Annotated in this window: 17 protein-coding genes; 11 read left to right on the forward strand and 6 right to left on the reverse strand. The window is 71.3% G+C overall.

Annotated elements, in window-relative coordinates:
* Positions 1-5 precede the first annotated feature (5 nt).
* Complete coding sequence (locus HCN08_RS06115) at positions 6-1,046, forward strand: alanine racemase (RefSeq protein ID WP_167981838.1); 1,041 nt, start codon at positions 6-8, stop codon at positions 1,044-1,046.
* On the opposite strand, the gene HCN08_RS06120 is transcribed toward HCN08_RS06115, so the two are convergent.
* The gene (locus tag HCN08_RS06120; protein ID WP_206318415.1) at positions 1,034-2,566 is read right to left on the reverse strand and encodes a glycosyltransferase family 87 protein; all 1,533 of its coding nucleotides are present in this window, start codon (positions 2,564-2,566) and stop codon (positions 1,034-1,036) included. The two genes, HCN08_RS06115 and HCN08_RS06120, sit on opposite strands and share 13 nt — an antisense overlap.
* A gap of 134 nt (positions 2,567-2,700) precedes the next feature.
* Positions 2,701-5,397, reverse strand: a complete 2,697-nt coding sequence (locus tag HCN08_RS06125; RefSeq protein WP_240969806.1) for a transglycosylase domain-containing protein — start codon at positions 5,395-5,397, stop codon at positions 2,701-2,703.
* A gap of 347 nt (positions 5,398-5,744) precedes the next feature.
* Here HCN08_RS06125 and HCN08_RS06130 point away from each other — a divergent pair, with 347 nt between their 5' ends.
* The 3 genes from HCN08_RS06130 to HCN08_RS06140 all read left to right on the forward strand — a co-directional run bounded on the left by HCN08_RS06130 (position 5,745) and on the right by HCN08_RS06140 (position 8,924).
* Positions 5,745-6,386 carry a PadR family transcriptional regulator gene (locus tag HCN08_RS06130; RefSeq protein WP_167981839.1) on the forward strand — a complete coding sequence of 214 codons (642 nt, stop codon included), beginning with the start codon at positions 5,745-5,747 and terminating at the stop codon, positions 6,384-6,386.
* A gap of 23 nt (positions 6,387-6,409) precedes the next feature.
* Complete coding sequence (locus tag HCN08_RS06135) at positions 6,410-7,492, forward strand: inositol-3-phosphate synthase (protein ID WP_167981840.1); 1,083 nt, start codon at positions 6,410-6,412, stop codon at positions 7,490-7,492.
* Positions 7,493-7,616: 124 nt separating this feature from the next.
* The gene (locus tag HCN08_RS06140; protein ID WP_167981841.1) at positions 7,617-8,924 is read left to right on the forward strand and encodes an MFS transporter; all 1,308 of its coding nucleotides are present in this window, start codon (positions 7,617-7,619) and stop codon (positions 8,922-8,924) included.
* A gap of 58 nt (positions 8,925-8,982) precedes the next feature.
* Here HCN08_RS06140 and HCN08_RS06145 read toward each other — a convergent pair whose 3' ends face one another.
* Positions 8,983-10,449 carry a CCA tRNA nucleotidyltransferase gene (locus HCN08_RS06145; protein ID WP_167981842.1) on the reverse strand — a complete coding sequence of 489 codons (1,467 nt, stop codon included), beginning with the start codon at positions 10,447-10,449 and terminating at the stop codon, positions 8,983-8,985.
* Between the two features lie 178 nt (positions 10,450-10,627).
* Here HCN08_RS06145 and HCN08_RS06150 point away from each other — a divergent pair, with 178 nt between their 5' ends.
* From HCN08_RS06150 to trxA, 7 genes are all read left to right on the forward strand, one after another.
* Entirely contained in the window at positions 10,628-12,967 is a 2,340-nt protein-coding gene (locus tag HCN08_RS06150; RefSeq protein ID WP_167981843.1) for a DUF6049 family protein, read from the forward strand.
* A gap of 24 nt (positions 12,968-12,991) precedes the next feature.
* Positions 12,992-15,568 (forward strand): murein biosynthesis integral membrane protein MurJ, encoded by a 2,577-nt coding sequence (gene murJ / locus HCN08_RS06155; protein WP_167981844.1) that lies wholly within the window; start codon positions 12,992-12,994, stop codon positions 15,566-15,568.
* Positions 15,569-15,960: 392 nt separating this feature from the next.
* A complete protein-coding gene (locus HCN08_RS06160; protein ID WP_240969845.1) occupies positions 15,961-17,787 on the forward strand; it encodes a protein kinase family protein in 1,827 nt (608 codons plus the stop codon).
* Positions 17,788-17,814: 27 nt separating this feature from the next.
* A complete protein-coding gene (gene sigM / locus HCN08_RS06165) occupies positions 17,815-18,492 on the forward strand; it encodes an RNA polymerase sigma factor SigM (protein WP_167981846.1) in 678 nt (225 codons plus the stop codon).
* Entirely contained in the window at positions 18,489-19,424 is a 936-nt protein-coding gene (locus tag HCN08_RS06170; RefSeq protein WP_167981847.1) for an anti-sigma factor family protein, read from the forward strand. The genes sigM and HCN08_RS06170 overlap by 4 nt, the downstream gene beginning before the upstream one ends.
* A 144-nt stretch (positions 19,425-19,568) precedes the next feature.
* The gene (gene trxB / locus HCN08_RS06175) at positions 19,569-20,519 is read left to right on the forward strand and encodes a thioredoxin-disulfide reductase (protein ID WP_167981848.1); all 951 of its coding nucleotides are present in this window, start codon (positions 19,569-19,571) and stop codon (positions 20,517-20,519) included.
* 48 nt (positions 20,520-20,567) lie between these two features.
* Complete coding sequence (gene trxA, locus HCN08_RS06180) at positions 20,568-20,897, forward strand: thioredoxin (RefSeq protein ID WP_167981849.1); 330 nt, start codon at positions 20,568-20,570, stop codon at positions 20,895-20,897.
* 69 nt (positions 20,898-20,966) lie between these two features.
* On the opposite strand, the gene HCN08_RS06185 is transcribed toward trxA, so the two are convergent.
* The 3 genes from HCN08_RS06185 to HCN08_RS06195 form a co-directional block, all read right to left on the reverse strand.
* Positions 20,967-21,584, reverse strand: coding sequence for a GNAT family N-acetyltransferase (locus tag HCN08_RS06185; RefSeq protein ID WP_167981850.1), 618 nt, complete (start codon positions 21,582-21,584; stop codon positions 20,967-20,969).
* 86 nt (positions 21,585-21,670) lie between these two features.
* Positions 21,671-22,765: a ParB/RepB/Spo0J family partition protein gene (locus tag HCN08_RS06190; RefSeq protein ID WP_167981851.1), complete on the reverse strand. Its 1,095-nt coding sequence runs from the start codon at positions 22,763-22,765 to the stop codon at positions 21,671-21,673.
* A complete protein-coding gene (locus HCN08_RS06195) occupies positions 22,762-23,880 on the reverse strand; it encodes a ParA family protein (protein WP_167982055.1) in 1,119 nt (372 codons plus the stop codon). Before HCN08_RS06195 ends, HCN08_RS06190 begins: the two co-directional genes overlap by 4 nt.
* Positions 23,881-24,106: the final 226 nt, after the last annotated feature.

Below are 24,106 nucleotides of genomic sequence, written 5' to 3' on the forward strand. Positions count from 1 at the left end.
AGGCCATGGCGCTCACGCTGTATGTCGACACCGCGCGCTGGCGCGCCCACCAGCAGCAGGTGGCAGACCAGTTCCCCGGCATAGTCCCGGTCTGCAAGGGAAACGGCTACGGTTTTGGCCATGAGCGGCTCGCCGACGAGGCGACCCGGCTGCGCGCCGACATGCTCGCCGTGGGCACGACGTACGAGGCGGCCCGGATCAAGGACTTCTTCGGCGGCGACATCCTGGTGCTGACCCCCTACCGGCTCGGCGAGGAGCCGGTGCCGCTGCCGGACCGGGCGATCCGCTCGGTGTCCTCGGTGGAGGGCGTACGGGGCTTGGTCGGCGCCCGGGTCGTCATCGAGGTGATGAGCTCGATGCGGCGGCACGGCGTCGCGGAGGACGACCTGGCCAAGCTGCACACCGCGATCGACGACGTACGGCTGGAGGGCTTCGCCATCCACCTGCCGCTGGACCGCCCGGACGGCAGCGACGCGGTGGAGGAGGTCTTCACGTGGATGGAGCGGCTGCGGGCCGCCCGGCTGCCGCTGCACACCATGTTCGTCAGCCACTTGAAGGCCACCGAGCAGGCGGCCCTCCAGCAGCAGTTCCCGCAGACCCGGTTCCGGGCCCGGATCGGCACCCGGATGTGGCTCGGCGACCATGACGCGACGGAGTACCGCGGCGCGGTACTGGACGTCACCCGGATCGCCAAGGGCGAGCGCTACGGCTACCGGCAGGAGAAGGCCGCCGACGCCGGCCACCTGGTCGTGGTGGCCGGCGGTACGTCGCACGGCGTGGGCTTGGAGGCGCCCAAGGCGCTGCACGGCCTGATGCCGCGGGCCAAGGGCGTGGCGCGGGCGGGCCTGGCGACCGTCAACCGCAACCTGTCGCCGTTCGTGTGGGCGGGCAAGCAGCGGTGGTTCGCCGAGCCGCCGCACATGCAGGTCTCGATCCTCTTCCTGCCGAACGACGTGGCGCCGCCCGCGGTCGGTGACGAGCTGGTGGCGCACCTGCGGCACACCACCACGCAGTTCGACCGGATAGTGGACCGTCAGTCGTCGTAGCGAGGCGCCCCCGGCACCCCGGGGGCACCGGCCGGCGGCAGGACGGACCCGCCGTCGGCCGCGTCCTGCGGGCCCGGCCCGGGCTCGGCGGGGACGAAGGTGAGCACGAACGAGTCCTCGGCCCCGTCCAGCACGCCGCCCGCCGGGTCGTCGGAGCCGTCCTGCCGCAGCACGTCGTACTGCGGCAGCAGGATGTCGCGGACGACCACCGCGGACAGGTACAGCACCCCCAGCAGATGGATCGCGACGGCCAGCTGGTAGCCGTCGGCGGACAGCCCGTGGTGCTTGGTGCCGCCGGTGACGTACGCCAGCTGCATCCAGATCGCCAGGAAGTACAGCACCTCCGCGCCCTGCCAGATGAGCAGGTCGCGCCAGCGCGGCCGGGCGAGCACCGCAAGCGGCAGCAGCCACAGCACGTACTGCGGCGAGTAGACCTTGTTGCTCACGATGAGCGCGGCCACCACCAGGAAGGCGACCTGCCCGAGCCGCGGCCGGCGCGGGGCGTAGAAGGTGAGGGCGGCGATGCCCGCGCACAGCAGGATCAGCAGCGCGGCGGCGTACGCGCTGACGCCGCTGAGCGGGTTGCCGGTGCGCTGCATGACGATGAGCCACAGCGAGCCGTAGTCGACGCCCCGGGTGCGGCTGTAGTCGTAGAACTGGTCCCAGCCGGACCTGGCCAGCAGGATCACCGGCAGGTTGACCACCAGCCACGCCCCGATCGCGCCGCCCAGCGCCGCCCCGTAGGCCCGCATACGGCCGGCCCGCAGGCACAGCAGGAACAGCGCGAGCAGCAGCAGGACCGGATAGAGCTTGGCGGCGGTCGCGAGTCCGATGAGCACACCGGCGGCCAGTGGCCGGCTGCGGGACCACAGCATCAGCCCGGCGGCGGCCAGCGCCACCGCGAAAAGGTCCCAGTTGATGGTCGCCGACAGGGCGAGCGCGGGGGACAGGGCAATGAACAGCCCGTCCCAGGGCCGCCGCCGGCTGGTGCGGGACACCAGCACCACGAGCGCGACCGCGCAGATCATCAGCATGCCGGAGTTGACGACCCAGAACACCTGCGAGCGGTGCTGCATGCTGCCGCCGTGCGGGGTCAGCCAGGAGGCCACCTCCATGAAGAGCCCGGTCAGGACCGGGTACTCCAGGTAGTGGAAGCCGCTGCCGGACAGCGAGCCGGGGATGCTGTCGAAGTACGGCACCACGTCGTCGGCGAAGCCGCGGTCGTGGTAGAGGTGCGGGATGTCGGAGTAGCAGGCGTGGATGTACTGCGGGTCGCCGCCGGTGAACCAGGCGCCGTCGTAGCACGGCACCTTCTGCACCATGCCGAGCGCGAACATCCCGATGACGACCAGCACCATGACGCGTAGCGCGGTCCACCAGCGGTGCCCGCCGGCGCCGGCATGACGGCCGGCCGGGCCGCCGATGAGCTCGCTCGCCGCCGCGGCCAGCGCGTCCTCTTCGGTGGGGCGCACCGGGACGTCCTGCCCGTCGGCCTCTTGTGGTGTCCGCACGCTCGTCATGCGGACATCCTGCCGTACGGGGCTGTGGGTACAGCAGACCCCGTGGCGGTCGTCATGTGATCTGCCGACTGCCACGGGGTCCTGGGCGGGCCGTCCGGGGCCCGGGGTTCAGGCGTTCACGCCGTCAGGGGTGCTCAGCCACCGCCGCCGGGACCGTGACGTGGCGGCCCGCTGGTGGTCGGGGGTTCCCCTCCTGGAGGTGTCGTCGTGTCGCACGGGTTGAAGAAGTTGCACGACGGCGTGGTGGGGGGCGGGGAATCGGGCTGGGTCGGCGGCGTCCACGTGGGCGTGCCGGTCGGCGGGGTGTTGGTCGGCGGGGCGGTGGTGGGCGCCTCGGTGGTGGGCGTCGTCGTCGGGGTCATCGACGGGGTCGGCGTCGGGGCGCCGGGCTCGTTGATGGTCTTGCCCTCGCCGATCTTGCCCGGCGTCGGGAAGCCCGGGTCCTTGGCGTTGCCCAGCGCCTGCTTCATGTAGTCGGTCCAGATGGTGGCCGGGATGTCACCACCGTGGGTGGTGGACGTCGGACCGCCGGTGCCGGCCATCGGCAGCAGGATCTTCTCCTTGGAGTTCTGCCGGAACATCACCACGGAGGTGGACAGCTGCTGGGTGTAGCCGACGAACCACGCCGACCGGGTACCGCCCGGGGTGTCGGTCGTACCCGTCTTGCCGGCCACCGCGCGGTCCAGCTCCAGCGCCTTCTTGCCCGTACCGTTCTTGACGACGTTCTGCAGCACCTTGGTCACGGTGTCCGCGACGTCGGCGTCGAGTGCGCGGGTGCGGGTGACCTTCGGCTTCTTGAACGCCTTGGAGTCCTCGCCGTTGTGCAGGACCTTGGTCACCGAGTACGGCTCGACGGCCTGGCCGGAGTCGGCGAAGGTGCCGTAGGCGTTGGCCATCCGGATGGCGCTCGGGGTCGAGGTGCCGATGGAGAACGAGGCGACGTTGTCGGTGGCCTTCATGGAGTCCACCAGCAGGCCGGCCTTGAGGGCGGTCTGCTCGACCTTGTCCAGGCCGACGTCCTCGCCGAGCTGCACGAAGGGCGAGTTGATGGACTGCTCCATCGCCTTGTTCAAGGTGACGTAGCCCCATTTGGTGCCGGACTCGTTCTTCTGCTTGAAGACGCTGTTGTCCTTGTTGAGGACCGTCTTGCCGTTGTGGTCCTTGATCGGGATCAGGTCGTCGGCGTTGTATTTGGTGTCCGGCGTCAGCGGCTTGCCGTCGCTGTAGTTCGTGCCGTACGTCATGGCCGCGGCGAGCACGAACGGCTTGAAGGTCGAGCCGACCGGGACACCCTGGGTGTCGGCGTTGTTGTTGAACTCGCCCTTGTCGTAGCCCGGGCCGCCGTAGAGCGCCACGATCTTGCCGTCGCCGGGGACGACCGAGGCCGCGCCGAACTGCACATAGGTGTCGGCGTCGCCGCCGAACTCCTTCTTCTGGTCGCCGGTGTACATATGCCCGGCGCCGGGCTTGATCTTCGCCTTCTGGACCGTCTCGACGGACGTCTTGAGCGCCTCGACCTTGGCCTTGTCGAAGGTCGTGTAGATCTGGTAACCGCCGCGCTCCAGCTCCTCCTGGGTGATCTTCGGATCGGAGTGCGAGATTATGTACTTGTTGGCGGTGTCGACGAGATAGCCGATCTGGCCGTTCATGCCGGCCTGCGCCTTGAGGCCCTGCGGCATCGGGAATTCGGTGTACTTCGCGCGCTCGGCCGCGCTCATGTGGCCGAAGCGGACCTCATTGTCGAGGATCGACCCCCAGCGCTCCTTGGCCCTGGCCAGGTTCGCCTCGGGCGTCGCGGTCTTGTCGATGCTCTCGTTGCCGTTGGGGTCGTAGTACGTCGGGCCCTTGAGCAGCGCGGCGAGCACGGCGCACTGGCTGGGGTTGAGCTTCTCGGCGTCGATGCCGTAGTACGTCTGGGCCGCGGCCTGGATGCCGTACGCGCCCCGGCCGAAGTAGGAGGTGTTCAGGTAGCCGGACATGATGTCGTCCTTGCTGACCTTCTCACCCACCTTTATCGAGATGAACAGCTCCTTGAACTTACGGCTGATCGTCTGCGACTGGTCGAGCATGGTGTTCTTGACGTACTGCTGGGTGATCGTCGAGCCGCCCTGCGTCTCGCCGCCCTTGGCCATGTTGACCAGCGCGCGGGCGATACCCATCGGGTCAACGCCCTTGTCGGTCTCGAACGTCTTGTTCTCCGCCGAGATCACCGCGTAGCGCATGGCCTTGGGGATCTTCTCGTACGGGATGTTCTGCCGGTTGACGCTGCCGCCGCCGGTGACCATACGGGAGCCGTCGGCCCAGTAGTAGACGTTGTTCTGGGCCTGGGAGGCCTTGTTGACGTCGGGGATGTCGACCATGGCGTAGGCGATGCCGGCGATACCGACCAGGGTGCCGACGAAGCCGATGAACAGCGCGGTGACCTGGCGCCAGGACGGCATCCAGCGGCGCCAGCCCTCCTTGCCGAAGCGCGGGTAGTCGATGAAGCGCTTCTTGGCCGGGCGCCGCCCGGGTCCGCGACCGCCGCGCCCGGCCGGGCCCCCGGTGCCGGGACCGCCCGGGCCGCCGGGTCCACCGGGGCCGCCGCCCGCGCCCCTGCGCCGGCCGCGCGACTGGGCCGCGCGGCGGGCCGCCGCCCGGCCCTGGTACGGCTCGCCGCCGCTGGGTGAGCCGGTGGGGGTGTCACGTTCGCCGCGGGCGCCCGCCGGTGGGCCGCCCGCGGAACGGTGGCCGCCGGACGGCGGGGGCGTCGGTGGCTGCCCCCCGCGCCGGGCGGCAGCACGGCCGCCCGAGGGCGACTGCGGCGGCAGCTTGCGACGGTGCTCGCTCATGAACAGCTACTCCTCGACAGGCGGGATCGCCTGAAGGCATCGATGACATTGCGGTCGGTCCCCCTGGATGCGGCTGTGTCAGGCCGCACCGCACCGAGGATCAAGACGCCCGCGGACGGCGGGGGGTTCCCGGTGCTCTGCATGGCGAACAGAGTACGCAGGGCCAAAAGACGCACGATGCGAATGTTCATCACATAGCGGACAGTTGGCGGCCCACAGGTTTGAGGATGTGACGCCGGTCACGACCTGCCGCCTTGCATCATGTCTCGGCCCGCTCTATCGTCGCGATGTATCGACTCGATACATCGGAACGACAGAACCGGACGAGAGGACGAGGGGACGCGGTTGTGAGCAAGCGCTCCGGAATCCTCGAGTTCGCGGTTCTCGGTCTGCTGCGCGAGTCCCCGATGCACGGTTACGAGCTGCGCAAGCGGCTCAACACCTCGCTCGGGGTCTTCCGGGCCTTCAGTTACGGGAGCTTGTACCCCTGCCTGAAGACGCTGGTCGCGCTGGGGTGGCTGGTGGAGGAGCCGGCGGTGGACGCCGATCCGCTCGCCGCGCCGCTCGCCGGCCGCCGGGCGAAGATCGTCTACCGGCTGACGGCCGCCGGCAAGGAGCACTTCGAGGAGCTCCTCGCCCACTCCGGCCCCGATGCCTGGGAGGACGAGCACTTCGCCGCTCGCTTCGCCTTCTTCGGCCAGACGTCCAAGGACGTCAGGATGCGGGTGCTCGAAGGCCGGCGCAGCCGGCTGGAAGAGCGCCTGGAGAAGATGCGCGCCTCACTGGCCCGCACCCGCGAACGGCTCGACGACTACACGCTCGAGCTGCAGCGGCACGGCATGGAGTCGGTGGAGCGCGAGGTCCGCTGGCTCAACGAGCTGATCGAGACCGAGCGGGCGGGGCGGACACAGAGCCCGCCCGGCGAGCGGGACGACAACGACAACAACCAAGAGAACGGCGGCCGACCCGAAGCCCGGGGAACCGCGTGACGATTACACAGGGAGCAACGGGTATGGGTGCGGTTCGCGTAGCCATTGTCGGCGTGGGCAACTGCGCCACGTCGCTGGTGCAGGGCGTCGAGTACTACAAGGACGCCGACCCGGACAGCAGGGTGCCTGGTCTCATGCACGTGCAGTTCGGTGAGTACCACGTGCGGGACGTCGAGTTCGTCGCCGCCTTCGACGTCGACGCGAAGAAGGTCGGCCTCGACCTCGCCGACGCCATCGGCGCGAGCGAGAACAACACCATCAAGATCTGCGACGTGCCGCAGACCGGAGTGACCGTGCAGCGCGGCCACACCCTCGACGGCCTCGGCAAGTACTACCGGCTGACCATCGAGGAGTCCGACGAGGAGCCGGTGGACGTCGTCCAGATCCTCAAGGACCGCCAGGTCGACGTGCTGGTGTGCTACCTGCCGGTCGGCTCCGAGGACGCGGCGAAGTTCTACGCCCAGTGCGCCATCGACGCCAAGGTCGCCTTCGTCAACGCCCTGCCGGTCTTCATCGCCGGGACGAAGGAGTGGGCGGACAAGTTCACCGAGGCCGGCGTGCCGATCGTCGGCGACGACATCAAGTCCCAGGTGGGCGCCACCATCACGCACCGCGTGATGGCCAAGCTCTTCGAGGACCGCGGTGTCGTCCTGGAGCGCACCATGCAGCTGAACGTCGGCGGCAACATGGACTTCAAGAACATGCTGGAGCGCGAGCGCCTGGAGTCCAAGAAGATCTCCAAGACGCAGGCCGTCACCTCGCAGATCCCCGACCGCGACCTCGGCGCCAAGAACGTGCACATCGGCCCGTCCGACTACGTGCAGTGGCTCGACGACCGCAAGTGGGCCTACGTCCGGCTGGAGGGCCGCGCGTTCGGTGACGTCCCGCTGAACCTGGAGTACAAGCTGGAGGTCTGGGACTCCCCGAACTCCGCCGGCGTCATCATCGACGCGCTGCGGGCCGCGAAGATCGCCAAGGACCGCGGCATCGGCGGCCCGATCCTGTCGGCCTCCTCGTACTTCATGAAGTCCCCGCCGGTGCAGTACTTCGACGACGAGGCCCGCGAGAACGTCGAGAAGTTCATCCGCGGCGAGGTCGAGCGCTGAGCCGTCATGGCGCCGAGCGCGCAGCGCTCGCGTGACGCGCGGACGTAGGGCGCGGACGTGAAGAACGCCAGGAAGGCCCCGGGTCGCGTGCCCGGGGCCTTCCTCGTCGTGTGAGGCTGTGCCCATGGGCCTTCTGCGCGATCTCCGCGTCCTGCTGCGGCTGCCGGACTTCCGCCGGCTGCTCGGGGTGCGGCTGCTGTCCCAGCTCTCCGACGGCGTCTTCCAGGTCGCGCTGGCCGCCTATGTGGTCTTCTCCCCGGAGAAGCAGGCGACCGCTGGAGCCGTCGCCTCCGCGATGGCGGTCCTGCTGCTGCCCTACTCGCTGCTCGGCCCGTTCACCGGGGTGCTGCTCGACCGCTGGCGGCGCCGCCAGGTACTGCTCTACTGCAACCTGCTGCGGGCCGTGCTGTCCTGCGGCACCGCGGGGCTGATCCTGCTGCGGGTGCCGGACTGGCTGTTCTATCTGTCCGCGCTGTCCGTGACCGCCGTCAACCGCTTCGTCCTGGCGGGGCTGTCCGCGGCCCTGCCCCGGGTGGTGGGCCGGGACCGGCTGGTGACCGCCAACGCCCTGTCACCGACCGCGGGTACGCTCGCGGCCACCGTGGGCGGCGGCGCGGCCTTCGTGGTGCATCTGTTCGCCCCCGACGGGGACGGCGCCAACGCGGCGACCGTACTGCTCGGGGCGCTGCTCTATCTGTGCGCGGGCCTGTCGGCGCTGACGCTCGGCCGGGATCTGCTCGGCCCCGCGCCGGACCGGGTGCGCCCGCGGTTCCTGGCCGCCCTCGCCGGCACCGCCCAGGGCCTGGGGGACGGGCTGCGGCACCTGCGGCGGCGCCCGCCGGCCGCCCGGGCGATGGCCGCGATGACCGCCATGCGCTTCTGCTTCGGCGCGCTCACCGTGACGCTGCTGATGCTGTGCCGCTACGCCTGGTCCGACCCGTCCGACACCGACGCGGGGCTCGGGCTGCTGGGGCTGGCCGTCGGGCTGTCGGCGGCCGGGTTCTTCGCGGCGGCGCTCCTCACCCCGTGGGCCACCGCCCGCTTCGGCACGGCCGGCTGGATCATCGGCTGCTCGGCCGCCTCCGCCGTGCTGCTGCCGCCGCTGGCGCTCGGCTTCCGCATCGGGCCGATGATGCTGGCCGCCGTACTGCTGGGCCTCACGACCCAGGGCGCCAAGATCGCCACCGACACCGTCGTCCAGGCCCAGGTGGACGACGGCTACCGGGGGCGGGTCTTCTCCGTCTACGACGTCGTCTTCAATGTCGCCTTCGTCGGCGCCGCAGCGGTCGCGGCCCTGGTGCTGCCGGCCGACGGCCGCTCCACCGGGCTGGTCGTGGTGCTGGCCCTGATCTACGCGGCAACCGCGGTCGGGATGCTGCGAACGCGCGATGTTCCACGTGAAACATCGCCGGTGCGCACCCCGACCGGCTGACGGCGATCCGCCCGCCGGGCGCGATGTTCCACGTGGAACATCACTGCGACGTGGAGCGTCACCGCGACGACTGCGCCGCCCACCACTCCCGCAGGGCCGCGGTCGCGGCCTCCTCGCCCAGCGGCCCGTTCTCCAGCCGCAGCTCCAGCAGATACTGGTACGCCTTGCCGACCGCCGGCCCCGGCGGGATCTCCAGCACCGCCATGATCTGGTTGCCGTCCAGGTCCGGCCGGATCGCGTCCAGCTCCTCCTGCTCCTGCAACTCGGCGATCCGCGCCTCCAGGGCGTCGTACGTCCGGGACAGCGCCGCCGCCTTGCGCTTGTTGCGGGTCGTGCAGTCCGACCGGGTCAGCTTGTGCAGCCGGTCCAGCAGCGGCCCGGCGTCCCTTACGTAGCGGCGCACCGCGGAGTCGGTCCACTCGCCGCTGCCGTAGCCGTGGAAGCGCAGATGCAGCTCGACCAGCCGCGAGACGTCCTTGACCATCTCGTTGGAGTACTTCAGCTGCAGCATCCGCGCCTTGGCGAGCTTGGCGCCCACCACCTCGTGGTGGTGGAACGAGACCCGGCCGTCGGACTCGAAGCGCCGGGTCTTGGGCTTGCCGATGTCATGCAGCAGCGCGGCCAGCCGCAGCACCAGGTCCGGCCCGTCGTCCTCCAGGTCGATGGCCTGCTCCAGCACCGTCAGGGTGTGCTCGTAGACGTCCTTGTGCCGGAAGTGCTCGTCGCGCTCCAGCCGCAGCGCCGACAGCTCGGGCAGCACCCGGTCGGCGAGCCCCGTCTCGACCAGCAGCCGCAGGCCCTTGCGCGGATGGGCGGACAGGACGAGCTTGTTCAGCTCGTCCCGGATCCGCTCCGCCGAGACGATCCCGATCCGGTCGGCCATCGCTGTCATCGCCGCGACGACCTCCGGGGCGACCTCGAAGTCCAGCTGCGCGGCGAACCGGGCGGCCCGCAGCATCCGCAGCGGGTCGTCGGAGAACGACGACTCCGGGGAGCCCGGGGTGCGCAGCGTCCGGGCCGCAAGGTCGTCCAGGCCGCCGTACGGGTCGATGAAGTCGCTGCCGGGCAGCGCCACCGCCATCGCGTTGACCGTGAAGTCCCGGCGGACCAGGTCCTCCTCGATGGTGTCGCCGTAGGAGACCTCCGGCTTGCGGGAGGTCCGGTCGTACGCCTCGCTGCGGTAGGTCGTGACCTCGATCTGGAAGTCGCGGGTGGTGCCGTCCAGGGCCGGCGCCTTCTTCCGGCCGCCGACCGTGCCGAAGGCGATGCCGACCTCCCACACCGCGTCCGCCCACGGCCGCAGGATCGTCAGCACCTGCTCGGGCCGGGCGTCCGTGGTGAAGTCCAGGTCGTTGCCGAGCCGGCCGAGCAGGGTGTCCCGGACGGAGCCGCCGACCAGGGCGAGGGCGAATCCGGCGGCACGGAAGCGGCGGCCCAGTTCCTCCGCGACGGGCTCGACCCGTCGGGCGGCCTGTCCTGCGGGCACGGGCGGCGGGGTCTGAGCGGCGTTGTTGGCGTTCGGCACAACGTAAAAGGGTACGGGTCCGCGGGCCCGGGCCGCGCGCCGGATCACCCCGCGTACAGCGCCGCGTACCAACCGCGTACCAAGCCGGGCTCCGCAGCACTCCGGCACAGCGCCGCTCGTTACCATGCCAGCACGCACATCCGATGGACCACCAGCGGCGGACGGAACCGCCCGACACATGACGAGGACGGGCGAACGCGTGGGCGAGGCGGCACAGTCACCCGGGAAACCCCCGTCCCCGGCACGCCGCCGGGTGGCGCGGGTCGTCGCACTGGTGGCGGGAGCCACCCTGCTGACCGGGCTGCTGCAGGCCACCGGCGCGGCCCCGGCCCGGGCGGCGTCCGCCACCGGCTCGCGTACGGTCGCGGTGTCGGTCGACGGGATCTCCCCGCGCATCCCGGCCAAGGGCGACTCCGTCACGCTGACCGGCCGGCTCGCCAACAACGGCAAAACCGCGGTCACCGGCGCCCACGTGGGCGTGCTGACCCGCGGCGACGGCCCGCTGGACACCCGCAGCGCCCTCAAGAGCGCGGCCTCCCGTACCGGCTACAGCTACCCGCAGGACGGCGACGAGGTGAAGGGCTACACCGCCGCCGTCCCCGACCTGCCGGCCGGCGGCACCGGCACTTTCAGCCTCACCGTGCCGGTCAGCGCGCTCGGCCTGTCCGACGCCGGCGTCTACCAGCTCGGCGTGGCGCTGGAGGGCGGCACCCCGTCGGACTCCTCGACGCGCGTGCTGGGCATCAAGCGGACGTTCCTGCCCTGGTACAGCGACCAGGACGCCAACAGCACCAAGCACACCAAGATCGGCTATCTGTGGCCGCTCACCGACCGGTCGCACATCGCGCCGCGCGGCGACACCGACTCGCAGCGCAACCCGATCTTCATGGACGACGAGCTGGCCACCGAGCTCGCCGCGGGCGGCCGGCTGCGCACCATGATCGACCTGGTCAGGAACCTCCCGGTGACCTGGGTCATCGATCCCGACCTGCTGGCGACCGTGGAGTTCATGACCAAGGGCTACCGCGTCGCGGGCCCGGGCGGCGACGTCACCAAGACCACCCCGGGCACCGGCGCGACAGCGGCGCGGGAGTGGCTGAACGACCTCAAGACTGCGGTCGCCGGCGACCAGGTCATCGCCCTGCCGTTCGGCGACACCGACCTCGCGTCGATCGCCCACCACGGGCAGAGCGTCCCCGGCACCCTGAGCCATCTCAAGACCGGCGCCGAGCTCGGGGTGAGCACCGTGCAGACCATCCTCGGCGGCGCGCCGGTCGGCGACACCGCCTGGCCGGTCGACGGAGCGCTCGACCCGTCCATCGTGTCGGTGGCCCGGTCCGGCGGCGCCAAGCGGATCATCGCGCGCAGCGACACCTTCCACGAGAGCGACAGCCTCGACTACACCCCCAGCGCCGCCCGTCCGATCGGCGGCGGCACGACGGCGGTGGTGAGCGACGCGACGCTGTCCACCGCCTTCAGCGGTCCGCTCACCGACCCGCAGGACGCCGACCTCGCGGTGCAGAACTTCATCGCGCAGACGCTGATGATCACCATGGAGTCGCCGGAGAAGCAGCGAACGGTGCTGTTCGCCCCGCAGCGCACGCCCACCGTCGCCCAGGCGACCGCGATGGCCGAGGCCATCCACGCCACCTACACCGCGCTGTGGGTCACCCCGGTCGCCTTCGGCGAGGTCGCCTCCGCCCACCCGGACCCGCGCGCCAACGACAAGGTGCCCTCGGCCAAGTCCTACCCGGCGAGCCTGCGCCGCCAGGAGCTGCCCACGGGCGCCTTCCAGCAGATCCAGCGGATCCAGGCCGACCTGAACGCCTTCGTGGTCATCCTGACCCGCCAGGACCGTGTGACGGTGCCGTTCGGCAACGCGATGATGCGGGCGATGTCCACCAGCTGGCGCGGCGACCCCGGTGGCGCGCAGGGCTACCGCGACGCGACCGGCCGGTATCTGACGGACCTGATCAACGCGGTCCACATCATCGACAAGACCACGCTGACGCTGTCGGGCCGCAGCGGCACCATTCCGATCACGGTGAAGAACGAGCTGAGCCAGCCGGTGAACCTGGTGCTCAAGCTCAGGTCCGGCGCGAACATCCGGTTGGAGATCAAGGGCGGCGACCAGCCGATCACCGTCGAGGGCGGCCACACCCGTACCCTGAAGTTCCAGACCAAGGCCAGCGCGAACGGCACCGTCCAGGTCGTCGCGGCTCTCTACACCGTGGACAATGTCGTCTACAGGAGTAACCCCGTCACGTTCGAGGTCCACGTCAACAAGGTCACCGACCTGGTGATGCTCGTCATCGGCGCCGGTCTGCTGCTGTTGGTCCTGGCCGGCGTCCGGATCTACCGCCAGCGCAAGAGGCAGGCCGCCGACGGCGGCGGCGAGGACGACGGGGAGGGCGGCGAGTCGGACGGCACGGACCCGGGGCACCCGGGTGACCCTGCCGCTGACACCGGGCAGGAAAGCCGTGAGCCGTCCCCGGCAGGTGAGAAGGTGGACGGGTAGCCGCGACAATAAGGTGGGGCACTGATGAACGCGCCGTACGACGGTGACCGCGACCCCGCGGGCCGGCTGCCCCACTCTTCGGAGCAGCCGCCGGCGCCCCAGCCCGATCCCTACCTGCAGGGCACCTACGCCTACGACCCCTACCAGCAGCAGGATCCGGCGCAGTGGCAGCAGCAGGGCGGCTACCCGCAGGGCCCGTACCCCGAGGACGCCGCGGCGCAGTACGGCGGCCAGGGCGCGCCCGCGCCCGGCCAGGTCCCGCCCGGCCAGGGCGAGGACCCGTTCGCGCACCTCTTCCGCGACCAGCAGCAGTATCCCCAGCAGCAACAGCAGCAGCCGTACCCGCCGCAGGACTACCAGCAGGCCGGCTACCAGCAGCAGTATCCGCAGCAGGGCTACGACCCGCGGACGCACTACCAGCAGGGCGGCGGCTACCAGGACGGCTACGGCGGCCAGCACGGCTACGGGCAGGGCGGGCACGGGCAGGGCGGGCACGGCGGCTACCCGGCGCAGCAGCCCCCGGTTCAGCCCCAGCCGCAGCAGAGCTACGGCTACCCCGCGGGCTATCCGCACATGCCGTCGCCGAACGAGACGACGGGCTTCTCGATCCCGGTCTTCCAGGACCCCGGCTACGGCCAGGAGATCTACCAGAGCCAGTCCTACGGCGACCCGCGGTACGCCGACCAGCAGTACGTCGACCCGCGCTACGCCGACCCCCGCTACGGCTACCCGTACCAGCAGCCGTACCAGGAACCGTACGAGCAGCCCTACCAGGACCCGCAGCAGCAGCCGTACCCGCCGCAGGGCCAGGGGCAGGTGCAGCAGGGGCAGCCGCAGCAGGGCGCCCCGGTGGGCGCGGGAGCGCCGCGCAGGGCCCCGGTGGCGGCGGGGGCCGCGGCGGCGGCCGGTGCGGGCAGCGCGGCGGCTCCGGCTGCCGCCGCCACGGCCGCCCCGGCCGCGACGGGCAAGGCCGGCGGCATCCTCAAGTCCAGCGCGCTGATGGCGGCCGGCACCCTGGTGTCCCGCCTCACCGGCTTCGTCCGCACCCTGGTGATCGCCGGCGCGATCGGCGTGGCGACCCTCGGCGACTCCTACACCGTCGCCAACACCCTGCCGACGATGATCTACATCCTCACCATCGGCGGCGGCCTGAACTCGGTCTTCGTGCCGCAGCTCGTGCGGTCGATGAAGGACGACGAGGACGGCGGCTCGGCGTACGCCAACCGGCTGCTCACCGTCGTGATGGTGGTGCTCGGCGCCATCGTCATGGTCACCGTGCTGGGGGCGCCGGTGCTGATCCGGCTGATGTCGGCGAAGATCGCCGACAACCCGGACACGTACGACGTGGCGATCACCTTCGCCCGCTACTGCCTGCCGACGATCTTCTTCATGGGCATCCATGTGGTGATGGGCCAGGTGCTCAACGCGCGCGGGAAGTTCGGCGCGATGATGTGGACGCCGGTGCTGAACAACGTCGTGGTGATCTTCACCTTCGGCATGTTCATCTGGGTCTACGGCTCCTACAGCACCACGCGGATGGACGCCACGACGATCTCGCCCGAGGGCGTGCGGCTGCTGGGCATCGGCACCCTGCTCGGCCTGGTGGTGCAGTCGCTGGCGATGCTGCCCTACCTGCGGGACGCCGGTTTCCGGTTCCGGCCGCGCTTCGACTGGCGCGGGCACGGCCTGGGCAAGGCCGCCAGGCTCGCCAAGTGGACGTTCTTCTTCGTGCTGGCCAACCAGGCCGGCCTGATCGTGGTCACCCAGCTCGCCACCTGGGCGGGCGCCAACGCCGACAAGAGCGGCTTCCAGGGCACCGGCATCACGGCGTACAACAACGCGCTGCTGATCTGGCAGATGCCGCAGGCGATCATCACGGTGTCGGTGATGGCCGCGGTGCTGCCGCGGATCTCCCGGGCCGCGGCCGACGGCGACATCACCGCGGTGCGCGACGACATCTCCTACGGCCTGCGCACCTCGGCGGTCGCGATCGTGCCGGCCGCCTTCGCCTTCCTCGCGCTCGGCATCCCGATGTGCACCCTGCTCTACGCGAGCACCAGCGGCGGCTCGGCCCGCAACATCGGCTTCGTCCTGATGGCGTTCGGCGGCGGCCTGATCCCCTACTCGGTGCAGTACGTCATCCTGCGCGGCTTCTACGCCTTCGAGGACACCCGCACCCCCTTCTACAACACGGTGGTCGTCGCGGCCGTCAACGCCGCCGCCTCCGCCTTCTGCTTCCTCATCCTGCCCTCCCGCTGGGCCGTGGTCGGCATGGCCTTCTCATACGGCCTCGCGTACGCGGTCGGCGTCGGGGTAGCCGTCAAGCGGCTGCGCAAGCGGCTGAACGGCGATCTGGACGGCCGCAGGGTGGTCCGCACGTATGCCCGGCTGGTCGGGGCGTGCGTCCCGGCTGCCGCGCTGGCCGGCCTCGCGGTGTACGTCATCAGCGAAAAGCTGGGCGGCGGCGTGACCGGATCGCTGGCGTCGCTGGTAGTCGGCGGCGTCCTGCTGGGCGGTGTCTTCCTGGTGATCGCGAAGCGGATGCGGATCCAGGAGCTGAACGGCATGATCGGCATGGTCCGGGGGCGGCTCGGGCGCTGATCGCACACCGCGCCCGCCGGTCCACGCCCCGGGCGCAACCATCGCGGTCTGCCGCGTGTCGTGCATAGAGCCGGAGTGCGGGCACAATTGTCATCGGCTCGACGTGGGATCGCGCTATGGATGGGGAGGCAGGAACGACGGTGGCGGATCGGAGCACGGCGGCCGTCGAAGTGGCGGATGAGGACGGCGAGATCGCACCCGTCTCTCCCCAGGACGGCACCACACCCGGCGCAGCGGCGCAGGACGACCACAACGGCGTGAGCGCCGGCGACACCCCACCGAAGGATCCGGCAGACAGCACCCCCACCCTCGTCGAGGAACCGGCCGGCGAGTCCACGGACGCACCCGCGGTCGAGCCCGCGGACGAACCCACCGGCGAGCAGACGCAGCCCATGACGCAGGCCGACGACGAGCCCGCGCCCCCGCAGCCGCCCGCCGACCCCACGACGGAAGAGCCGGTCGCCGAGCGGCCCACCGCCGGGAAGCCGACCGCCGCCGAAGAGCCCGCCGTCGAAGCCCCCGCCGCCGAGCAGCCGGCCAGCGAGCAGCCGGCCACCGAGCCCGCCGCCGCGGAGGCCGCGGCCGGAGCGCCGGTCCTCGACAAGGCCGCCGCGGAGGAGCCCGCCGCCGAGGCCGCGGGAAAGACAGCCCCCACGGTGGCGCTGGCCGGCGCCGACAAGCCCCGCGGGACGCAGAGCCGGCCGCGGCCCAAGCCCGCCGCGCCCGACCTGCACAGCGGCCACCGGCTCGCCCGCCGCTACCAGCTCGCCGAGTGCGTCACACGGGTCGACGGCTTCAGCAGCTGGCGCGCGGTCGACGAGAAGCTGCGCCGGGCGGTCGGCATCCATCTGCTGCCCGCCGACCACCCCCGGGCCCGCCAGGTGCTCGCCGCGGCCCGCTCCGCCGCCCTGCTCGGCGACCCGCGCTTTGTCCAGGTCCTCGACGCGGTCGAGGAGGACGAGCTGGTCTATGTGATCCACGAATGGCTGCCGGACGCCGCGTCGCTCGCCGACCTGCTGGCCCTGGGCCCGCTGGAGCCGCACGAGGCCTACCAGATGGCCGGCCAGGTCGCCCAGGGCATGGCCGCCGCGCACCGCGAGGGGCTGGCACATCTGCGGCTCGACCCCGGCGCCGTGCTGCGCACCAGCTCCGGGCAGTACCGCATCCGCGGCCTGGCCGTGGCCGCCGCGCTGCGCGGGCTGAGCTCCGAGCGCCCGCAGCGGCAGGACACCGAGGCGATCGGCGCGCTGCTGTACGCCTCCCTCACCCAGCGCTGGCCGTACGAGGAGGACGCGCACGGCCTGGCCGGGCTGCCCAAGAGCGTCGGGCTGGTCGCGCCCGACCAGCTGCGCGCGGGGGTCCACCGCGGACTGTCGGACCTGTCGATGCGCGCCCTGGTCAACGACGGGGCGACCGCCTCCCGCGAGGAGCCGCCCTGCACCACCCCGGAGGAGCTGGCCAAGGCGCTCGCCGCGATCCCGCGGATCCGCCCGCCGGAGCACCCCGCGCCGGTCTACCGGCCGCCGGCCTTCCCGCAGCCGCCGCAGCCGGTCGCCGCGGCCGGCTACAGCGCCCCGGATCTCGCGCCCGTGCCGCCGCCCGCGCTGCCCGGGCGTACCGGCAGCGCCCTGAAGTGGGCGGTGTCGGCACTGCTGATCGTGGCGATCGGCCTCGGCAGCTGGCAGCTCGCGGACGCCCTGAAGTCGCGGGAGAACAACGCACCCGCGCCGACCCCGACGCCGACGGCGCAGCAGCACCCGGCGCCGCCGCCCGTGGTGCCGCTGAAGATCACCGGGATCACGTCCTTCGATCCGCAGGGCGACGGCAGCGAGCACCCGGCCGAGACCGGCAACGCCGACGACGGCGACCCGTCCACCTCCTGGCAGACGCAGTCCTACACCCGCGCCGATCTCGGCGGCCTCAAGGAAGGCGTGGGGCTGGTGCTGGACCTGGGCAGCGCGCACCGGGTCAGCTCGGTCACCGTGGACCTGGTCGGCGCCACGGACGTCGAGCTGCTGGCCGCGCCCGCCGGCAGCAAGGCCCGGCCCACCCAGCTGGACGGCTTCGGCAAGGTGGCGTCCGCCTCCGGCGACGGCAAGCTGACCTTCAAGCCCACCGGGCAGGTCACCACCCGCTATCTGCTGGTCTGGCTGACCAAGCTGCCTCCCTCCGACGGCCAGTTCCGTGGCAAGATCTCGGAGATCGACGTCACCGGCTGACCGGCAGCGGGCGGGGGGAGGCAGGCTGTGGAGCGCATACCGCTCGGCGAAGCCGATGACGCCGCCCTGCTCGCGCGCCATGTGGCCGGCGAGGCCGACGCCTTCGGCGAACTGGTCCGCCGGCACCGCGACCGGCTCTGGGCGGTCGCGCTGCGCACCCTGGGGGACCGCGAGGAGGCCGCCGACGCCGTGCAGGACGCACTGGTGTCGGCCTTCCGGGCCGCCCACACCTTCCGCGGCCAGTCGGCCGTCACCACCTGGCTGCACCGCATCACCGTGAACGCGTGCCTGGACCGGGCCCGCCGCAGCGCCGCCCGGCGGACGGCGGCGGTGGCCGACGAGGCGGGCCTGGACGCCCTCCTGGAGCCGCACGAGTCCGCCGAGGCGCCCGCGGAGCGCCAGGAGCTGCACCGGGAGCTGCTGGCCGCGCTGGGCACGCTGCCCGCCGAGCAGCGGGCCGCGCTGGTGCTGGTCGACATGCAGGGCTATCCGGTCGCCGAGGCCGCGGCGGTGCTGTCCGTGCCGGAGGGCACGATCAAGAGCCGGTGCGCCCGCGGCAGGGCGCGGCTGCTGCCGCTGCTCGCGCATCTGCGGGCCGGCGGCGCGGACCGTGCGGGCCCCGGCCCTGGCGCGGGAAGGAACCGGGCGGCGGGGACATCCGTCCCACCGGCAGTGACGGAGCAGGGCGGAGGTGAGCACCGATGACATCGGCAACGGACCACGACGCGCATCCCGACGTCATCGAGATCGCCGACTTCGCCGAGGACCTGCTGCCGGCCGAGCGGGCGGCCCAGGTGCGGACGCATATCGGGTCCTGCCCGCAGTGCGCGGAGGTCCTGGCCTCGCTCCAGGAGATCGGCACCCTGCTGGGCGACCTCCCGGCGGCGGAACCGATGCCCGCGGATGTCGCCGCCCGGATCGATGCCGCCCTCGCCGCCGAGGCGGACCACCCGGCGGAGACCGGCCGCCCGGCAGGGACGGCCGCCGGTATCGAGGCGCGGGCGGACATCCCGCGGGCGCGTGTTCCACGTGAAACATCGCCGCACGCGTCCGACCGCCCGCCGACCGATGTTCCACGTGGAACATCCGCACCTGCCGGACGCCCGGCTACCCCGACCGGTCCGGGCCGCGGCAGCCGGCGGCGGCGCGGCCTGCTGATCGCGGCCCTCTCGTCCGCCGGCATCCTGCTGCTGGGCGGCGGGGTGTACGAGCTTGCCGCCCACAGCGGGTCCAGTGCCTCGAAGAGCGACAGCGCCGCGGTACGCAGCGGCGCCAAGGACGCCGGTCCGGTGGCCGATGTGGGCGCCGATGTGGCCCGGCTGCTCGCCAGCGGGGAGGGCACCAAAGGCGGCGCCAGCGTGGGGAAGTCCCCGATGCTCGGCGGCGACGGCAGCACGACCGTCACCGCGCCCGACGGCAGCGCCACCTCGGTGCCGCTGTGTGTGCTGAAGGCCACCCAGCGGACCGAGCGGCCACTGGCCGCGGAGCGGGAAGACTTCCTGGGGGTCGACTCCTATCTGGTCGTGCTGCCGGACCCGGCCGGCGGCGACCAGGTCGACGCCTTTGTGCTGACCGCGGCCTGCACGGCCGACAGCCCCGCGCAGGTGCTCTTCCAGAACAGCTATCCGCAGGGCTGACCCGCCGCCGAGGGCACGCCACGGTGTGCCCCGGGCGGCGCGCACCGCCAGGGGAATGCCAGCCCCGTAGGATCCGTTAGGCACGACGAGAGTCCAGCCAGTACCGGGCCCCCACCGCAGTCCGCAGAGACGAGGAAGACATCCGTGAGCGACGTTCGTAACGTGATCATCATCGGTTCAGGGCCTGCGGGCTACACCGCTGCGCTCTACACGGCACGTGCCTCCCTCAGCCCGCTCGTCTTCGAGGGCTCGGTCACCGCGGGCGGCGCGCTGATGAACACCACCGAGGTGGAGAACTTCCCCGGCTTCCGGGAGGGCATCCTCGGCCCCGACCTGATGGACAACATGCGCGCCCAGGCGGAGCGCTTCGGTGCCGAGCTGGTCCCGGACGACGTGGTGGCGGTCGACCTGTCCGGCGACATCAAGACCGTCACCGACACCGCGGGCACCGTGCACCGCGCGAAGGCCGTCATCGTCACCACCGGCTCGCAGCACCGCAAGCTCAACCTGCCCAACGAGGACATGCTCTCCGGTCGTGGCGTCTCGTGGTGTGCCACATGTGACGGCTTCTTCTTCCGCGAGCACGACATCGCGGTCATCGGCGGCGGTGACACCGCGATGGAGGAGGCGACCTTCCTTTCCCGGTTCGCCAAGTCCGTGAAGATCGTGCACCGCCGGGACAGCCTGCGGGCCTCCAAGGCGATGCAGGAGCGGGCCTTCGCCGACCCGAAGATCTCCTTCGTGTGGGACAGCGAGGTGGCCGAGATCCACGGCGAGGGGAAGCTCTCCGGGCTGACCCTCCGCAACACCAAGACCGGCGAGACCTCGGAGCTGCCCGTCACCGGCCTGTTCATCGCGATCGGCCACGACCCGCGCACCGAGCTCTTCAAGGGCGTCCTCGACCTCGACGCCGAGGGCTACCTCAAGGTCCAGTCGCCCAGCACCCGTACCAACCTCCCCGGTGTGTTCGCCGCCGGGGATGTCGTGGACCACACCTACCGCCAGGCGATCACCGCGGCCGGCACCGGATGTTCCGCCGCCCTGGACGCCGAGCGCTATCTGGCGGCCCTCAGCGACGCCGAGAAGACCGCCTGACCCTTCCGCCGCATTCCATCCGTACGCATCGAACCCGAGGAGAGCGCCGTGGCCGGCAAGCCGAAGCCCGTAACCGATGACACCTTCGCCGAGGAGGTCCTGGCCAGCGACAAGCCCGTACTGGTCGACTTCTGGGCCGAGTGGTGCGGCCCGTGCCGCCAGATCGCCCCGTCGCTGGAAGCCATCGCGGCCGAGCACCCCGACGAGATCACCATCGTCAAGCTCAACATCGACGAGAACCCCGTCACCGCCGCGAAGTACGGCGTGATGTCGATCCCGACCCTCAATGTCTACAAGGGCGGCGAGGTCGTGAAGACGATCGTCGGCGCCAAGCCGAAGGCCGCCCTGGTGCGCGACCTCGCCGACTTCATCGGCTGAGGAAGCGCGTATGTTCCACGTGGAACATACGCAGTGGGCCGGCTCCCCCGCGGGGGAGCCGGCCCACTGTCACAACGGGCGCAGCACCGGCTCCTTCTGGACCGCGCCCAGCAGCCGGTCGATGGCCATCTCGACGTCCTCCTTCCAGGAGATCGTCGAGCGCAGCTCCAGCCGGAGCCGCGGATAGCGCGGGTGGTGGCGGACGGTCTTGAAGCCGACGGCCAGCAGATGGTCGGCCGGCAGCACACAGGACGGCGCGGACCACTGGGCGTCGCCGAACGCCTCGATGGCCTTGAAGCCCCGCCGCACCAGATCCTTGGCGACGGTCTGCACCAGTACCCGCCCGATGCCCTGCCCCTGGTAGCCCGGCAGCACCCGGGCGGTCATCAGCTGGACGGCGTCCGGGGAGACCGGGCTGGTCGGGAAGGCGGTCGACCGCGGCACATACGCGGCGGGGGCGTAGAGCACAAAGCCCGCCGGCACCTCGTCGACATAGACCACCCGGCCGCAGGAGCCCCACTCCAGCAGGGCCGCGGAGATCCATGCCTCCTTCTCCAGCTCGGGCTTGCCCGCCTGCACAGCGGCCTCGCCACTGACCGGATCAAGCTCCCAGAAGACACAGCGCCGACAAGGTCTGGGAAGGTCCGGAAGGTTGTCCAGTGTGAGCGGTACCAGCCGACGCCCCATCTGCCGAAGCCCCCAATCCTTCCGCTGCCCCTGTCACGACCGCATACCGAGGGCGCCCCGGCATCGACTGCCGGGGCGCCCTGGTGTCACTCGTCGTCGTCCTCGGCCTCGTCGTCCAGCCGGTTCTCCAGCACCTTGCCCTCGCCCGGGGCCATCGCGCCGAGGATCCGCTCCAGATCCTCTATCGAGGCGAACTCGACGACGATCTTTCCGCGCTTCTGGCCCAGGTCGACCTTTACCCGGGTGTCGAAGCGGTCGGAGAGCCGGGTCGCCAGATGCGTGAGCGCCGGGGACACCCGGCGGCCGGCCCGCGGGGCCGCCGTCTTCCGGGTCGTCTTGGGCTCGCTGTTGAAGAGCTTGACGATCTCCTCGACCGTGCGGACCGACAGCTCCTCGGCGACGATCCGGTGCGCCAGCCGGTCCTGCTCCTCGGAGTCCTCCAGCGCGAGCAGCGCCCGCGCATGCCCGAAGGAGATCACCCCGGCGGCGACCCGGCGCTGCACCGGAGCCGACAGCTTCAGCAGCCGCAGCGTGTTGGAGACCTGCGAGCGGGACCGCCCGATGCGGTCGGCCAGCTGCTCATGCGTGCAGGAGAAGTCCCGCAGCAACTGGTCGTAGGCGGCGGCCTCTTCCAGCGGGTTGAGCTGCGCCCGGTGCAGATTCTCCAGCAGCGCGTCCAGCAGCAGCTTCTCGTCGTCCGTCGCGCGGACGATCGCCGGGATCCGCTCCAGCCCGGCCTCACGGCAGGCCCGCCAGCGGCGCTCGCCCATGATGAGCTCAAAGCGGTCCGCGCTGATCTGCCGCACCACCACGGGCTGCAGCAGGCCGACTTCCTTGATGGAGGTGATCAGCTCATTGAGCGCGTCCTCGTCGAACACCTCCCGCGGCTGCCGCGGGTTGGGGGTGATCGCGTCCAGTTCCAGCTCGGCGAAGTAGGCGCCGCTGACCGGGACGCGGGCGGCGGACAGATCCGGCTCTGTTTCACGTGAAACAGGGATGTCCACCACGGTCGCCCCGGCGTCGGTCGGCCGGCGCTCCACCAGCCCCGCCACCTTGGCCGCCGCCACTCCACGGTCCGGCGCCAGGACCGGACCGGCGCCCTGCGCGGGACCGGCCGGCTGCGGCGCGGCCGGGATCAGCGCGCCAAGACCACGGCCGAGACCTCTGCGACGATCACTCACTGGATCCCCTCCGACATGCTGTGCGGGTGCTGCTCATTGTGCGGTGCGCCCTGTGGGTCATAGGTGACGGTCATGCCGCCCGGCAGACCGCGGAGGGCCATCTCCCGTGCGGCCTCCAGATAGGACAGGGCGCCACTGGAGCCCGGGTCGTAGGTCAGCACGGTCTGACCGTAGCTGGGCGCCTCGGAGATCCGGACCGAGCGCGGGATGCTGGTGCGCAGCACCTCCTTGCCGAAGTGGGTGCGCACCTCCTCCGCGACCTGGGAGGCGAGCCGGGTCCTGCCGTCGTACATCGTCAGCAGGATCGTCGAGACATGGAGCTTGGGATTGAGATGGGCGCGGACCAGGTCCACGTTCTTCAGCAGCTGGCCCAGGCCCTCCAGCGCGTAATACTCGCACTGGATCGGGATGACCACCTCGGCGCCGGCCACCAGGGCGTTGACGGTGAGCAGCCCCAGGGAGGGCGGGCAGTCGATCAGGACATAGTCCAGCGGCTGCTCGTAGGCCGCGATGGCACGCTGCAGCCGGCTCTCCCGGGCGACCAGCGAGACCAGTTCGATCTCGGCGCCGGCGAGGTCGATGGTGGCGGGCGCGCAGAACAGCCCCTCCACATCGACCACCGGAACCACGACATCCGACAGCGGCTTGCTCTCCACCAGCACGTCATAGATCGACGGCACTTCGGCGTGGTGGTCGATGCCCAGCGCCGTGGAGGCATTGCCCTGCGGGTCAAGGTCGATGACCAGCACCCGGGCGCCGTGCAGTGCCAGCGAGGCGGCGAGATTGACCGTCGTGGTGGTCTTGCCGACCCCGCCCTTCTGGTTGGCGACCACCATCACCCGGGTCTGGGCCGGTCTGGGCAGCCCCTCACCGGTGCGGTTCAGCGCCTCGACGGCCATCTGGGCAGCGCGGCCGATCGGGGTGTCATCCATGGGAGGCAATGTTTCACGTGAAACATCGCTCCCGAACCCCGGGGGCGTGGAAAGCGGGCCCCCGGCTGATTCAGCTGTGCGGGGGCCGGGGACCGGGTCGGCCATCGGCCCCGCGATGTTGGCGTCGGACCGCAAGGACTCACTCTCCTCGACTTCAGGCTCGCGATAAGAAGAGCCTGCCATGCCCGAGGGGTGCTGAACCAGCGAGCCCCGGCCGCCTGTGGACAATTCCCGGTTATCCACAGCCGAATTGGTCTTGGTCGGTTTGTTGGCGTGCGCTTCTGCCGCGGCCCGGCCGCGGCTGAGAACTCCTGGAAGCAGTGAGCGACGTTTCACGTGAAACACGATGCGCCGCACCGCGCCGGTATTGTCGCAGACACTCCGATTTATGCAGCTTTGGGCATCTATC

It is taken from the genome of Actinacidiphila epipremni, assembly GCF_012034175.1.
Taxonomy (GTDB): Bacteria; Actinomycetota; Actinomycetes; order Streptomycetales; family Streptomycetaceae; genus Actinacidiphila; species Actinacidiphila epipremni.

What these genes read in the sequence shown, in the direction of transcription:
- HCN08_RS06125 (WP_240969806.1), bottom strand. Translation starts at nt 5,397, where the DNA reads ATGAGCGAGCACCGTCGCAAGCTGCCGCCGCAGTCGCCCTCGGGCGGC.
- HCN08_RS06185 (WP_167981850.1), bottom strand. Translation starts at nt 21,584, where the DNA reads ATGGGGCGTCGGCTGGTACCGCTCACACTGGACAACCTTCCGGACCTT.
- HCN08_RS06115 (WP_167981838.1), top strand. Translation starts at nt 6, where the DNA reads ATGGCGCTCACGCTGTATGTCGACACCGCGCGCTGGCGCGCCCACCAG.
- HCN08_RS06140 (WP_167981841.1), top strand. Translation starts at nt 7,617, where the DNA reads ATGGGCCTTCTGCGCGATCTCCGCGTCCTGCTGCGGCTGCCGGACTTC.
- HCN08_RS06150 (WP_167981843.1), top strand. Translation starts at nt 10,628, where the DNA reads ATGACGAGGACGGGCGAACGCGTGGGCGAGGCGGCACAGTCACCCGGG.
- murJ (WP_167981844.1), top strand. Translation starts at nt 12,992, where the DNA reads ATGAACGCGCCGTACGACGGTGACCGCGACCCCGCGGGCCGGCTGCCC.
- HCN08_RS06135 (WP_167981840.1), top strand. Translation starts at nt 6,410, where the DNA reads ATGGGTGCGGTTCGCGTAGCCATTGTCGGCGTGGGCAACTGCGCCACG.
- HCN08_RS06120 (WP_206318415.1), bottom strand. Translation starts at nt 2,566, where the DNA reads ATGACGAGCGTGCGGACACCACAAGAGGCCGACGGGCAGGACGTCCCG.
- HCN08_RS06160 (WP_240969845.1), top strand. Translation starts at nt 15,961, where the DNA reads ATGACGCAGGCCGACGACGAGCCCGCGCCCCCGCAGCCGCCCGCCGAC.
- HCN08_RS06195 (WP_167982055.1), bottom strand. Translation starts at nt 23,880, where the DNA reads ATGGCAGGCTCTTCTTATCGCGAGCCTGAAGTCGAGGAGAGTGAGTCC.
- HCN08_RS06170 (WP_167981847.1), top strand. Translation starts at nt 18,489, where the DNA reads ATGACATCGGCAACGGACCACGACGCGCATCCCGACGTCATCGAGATC.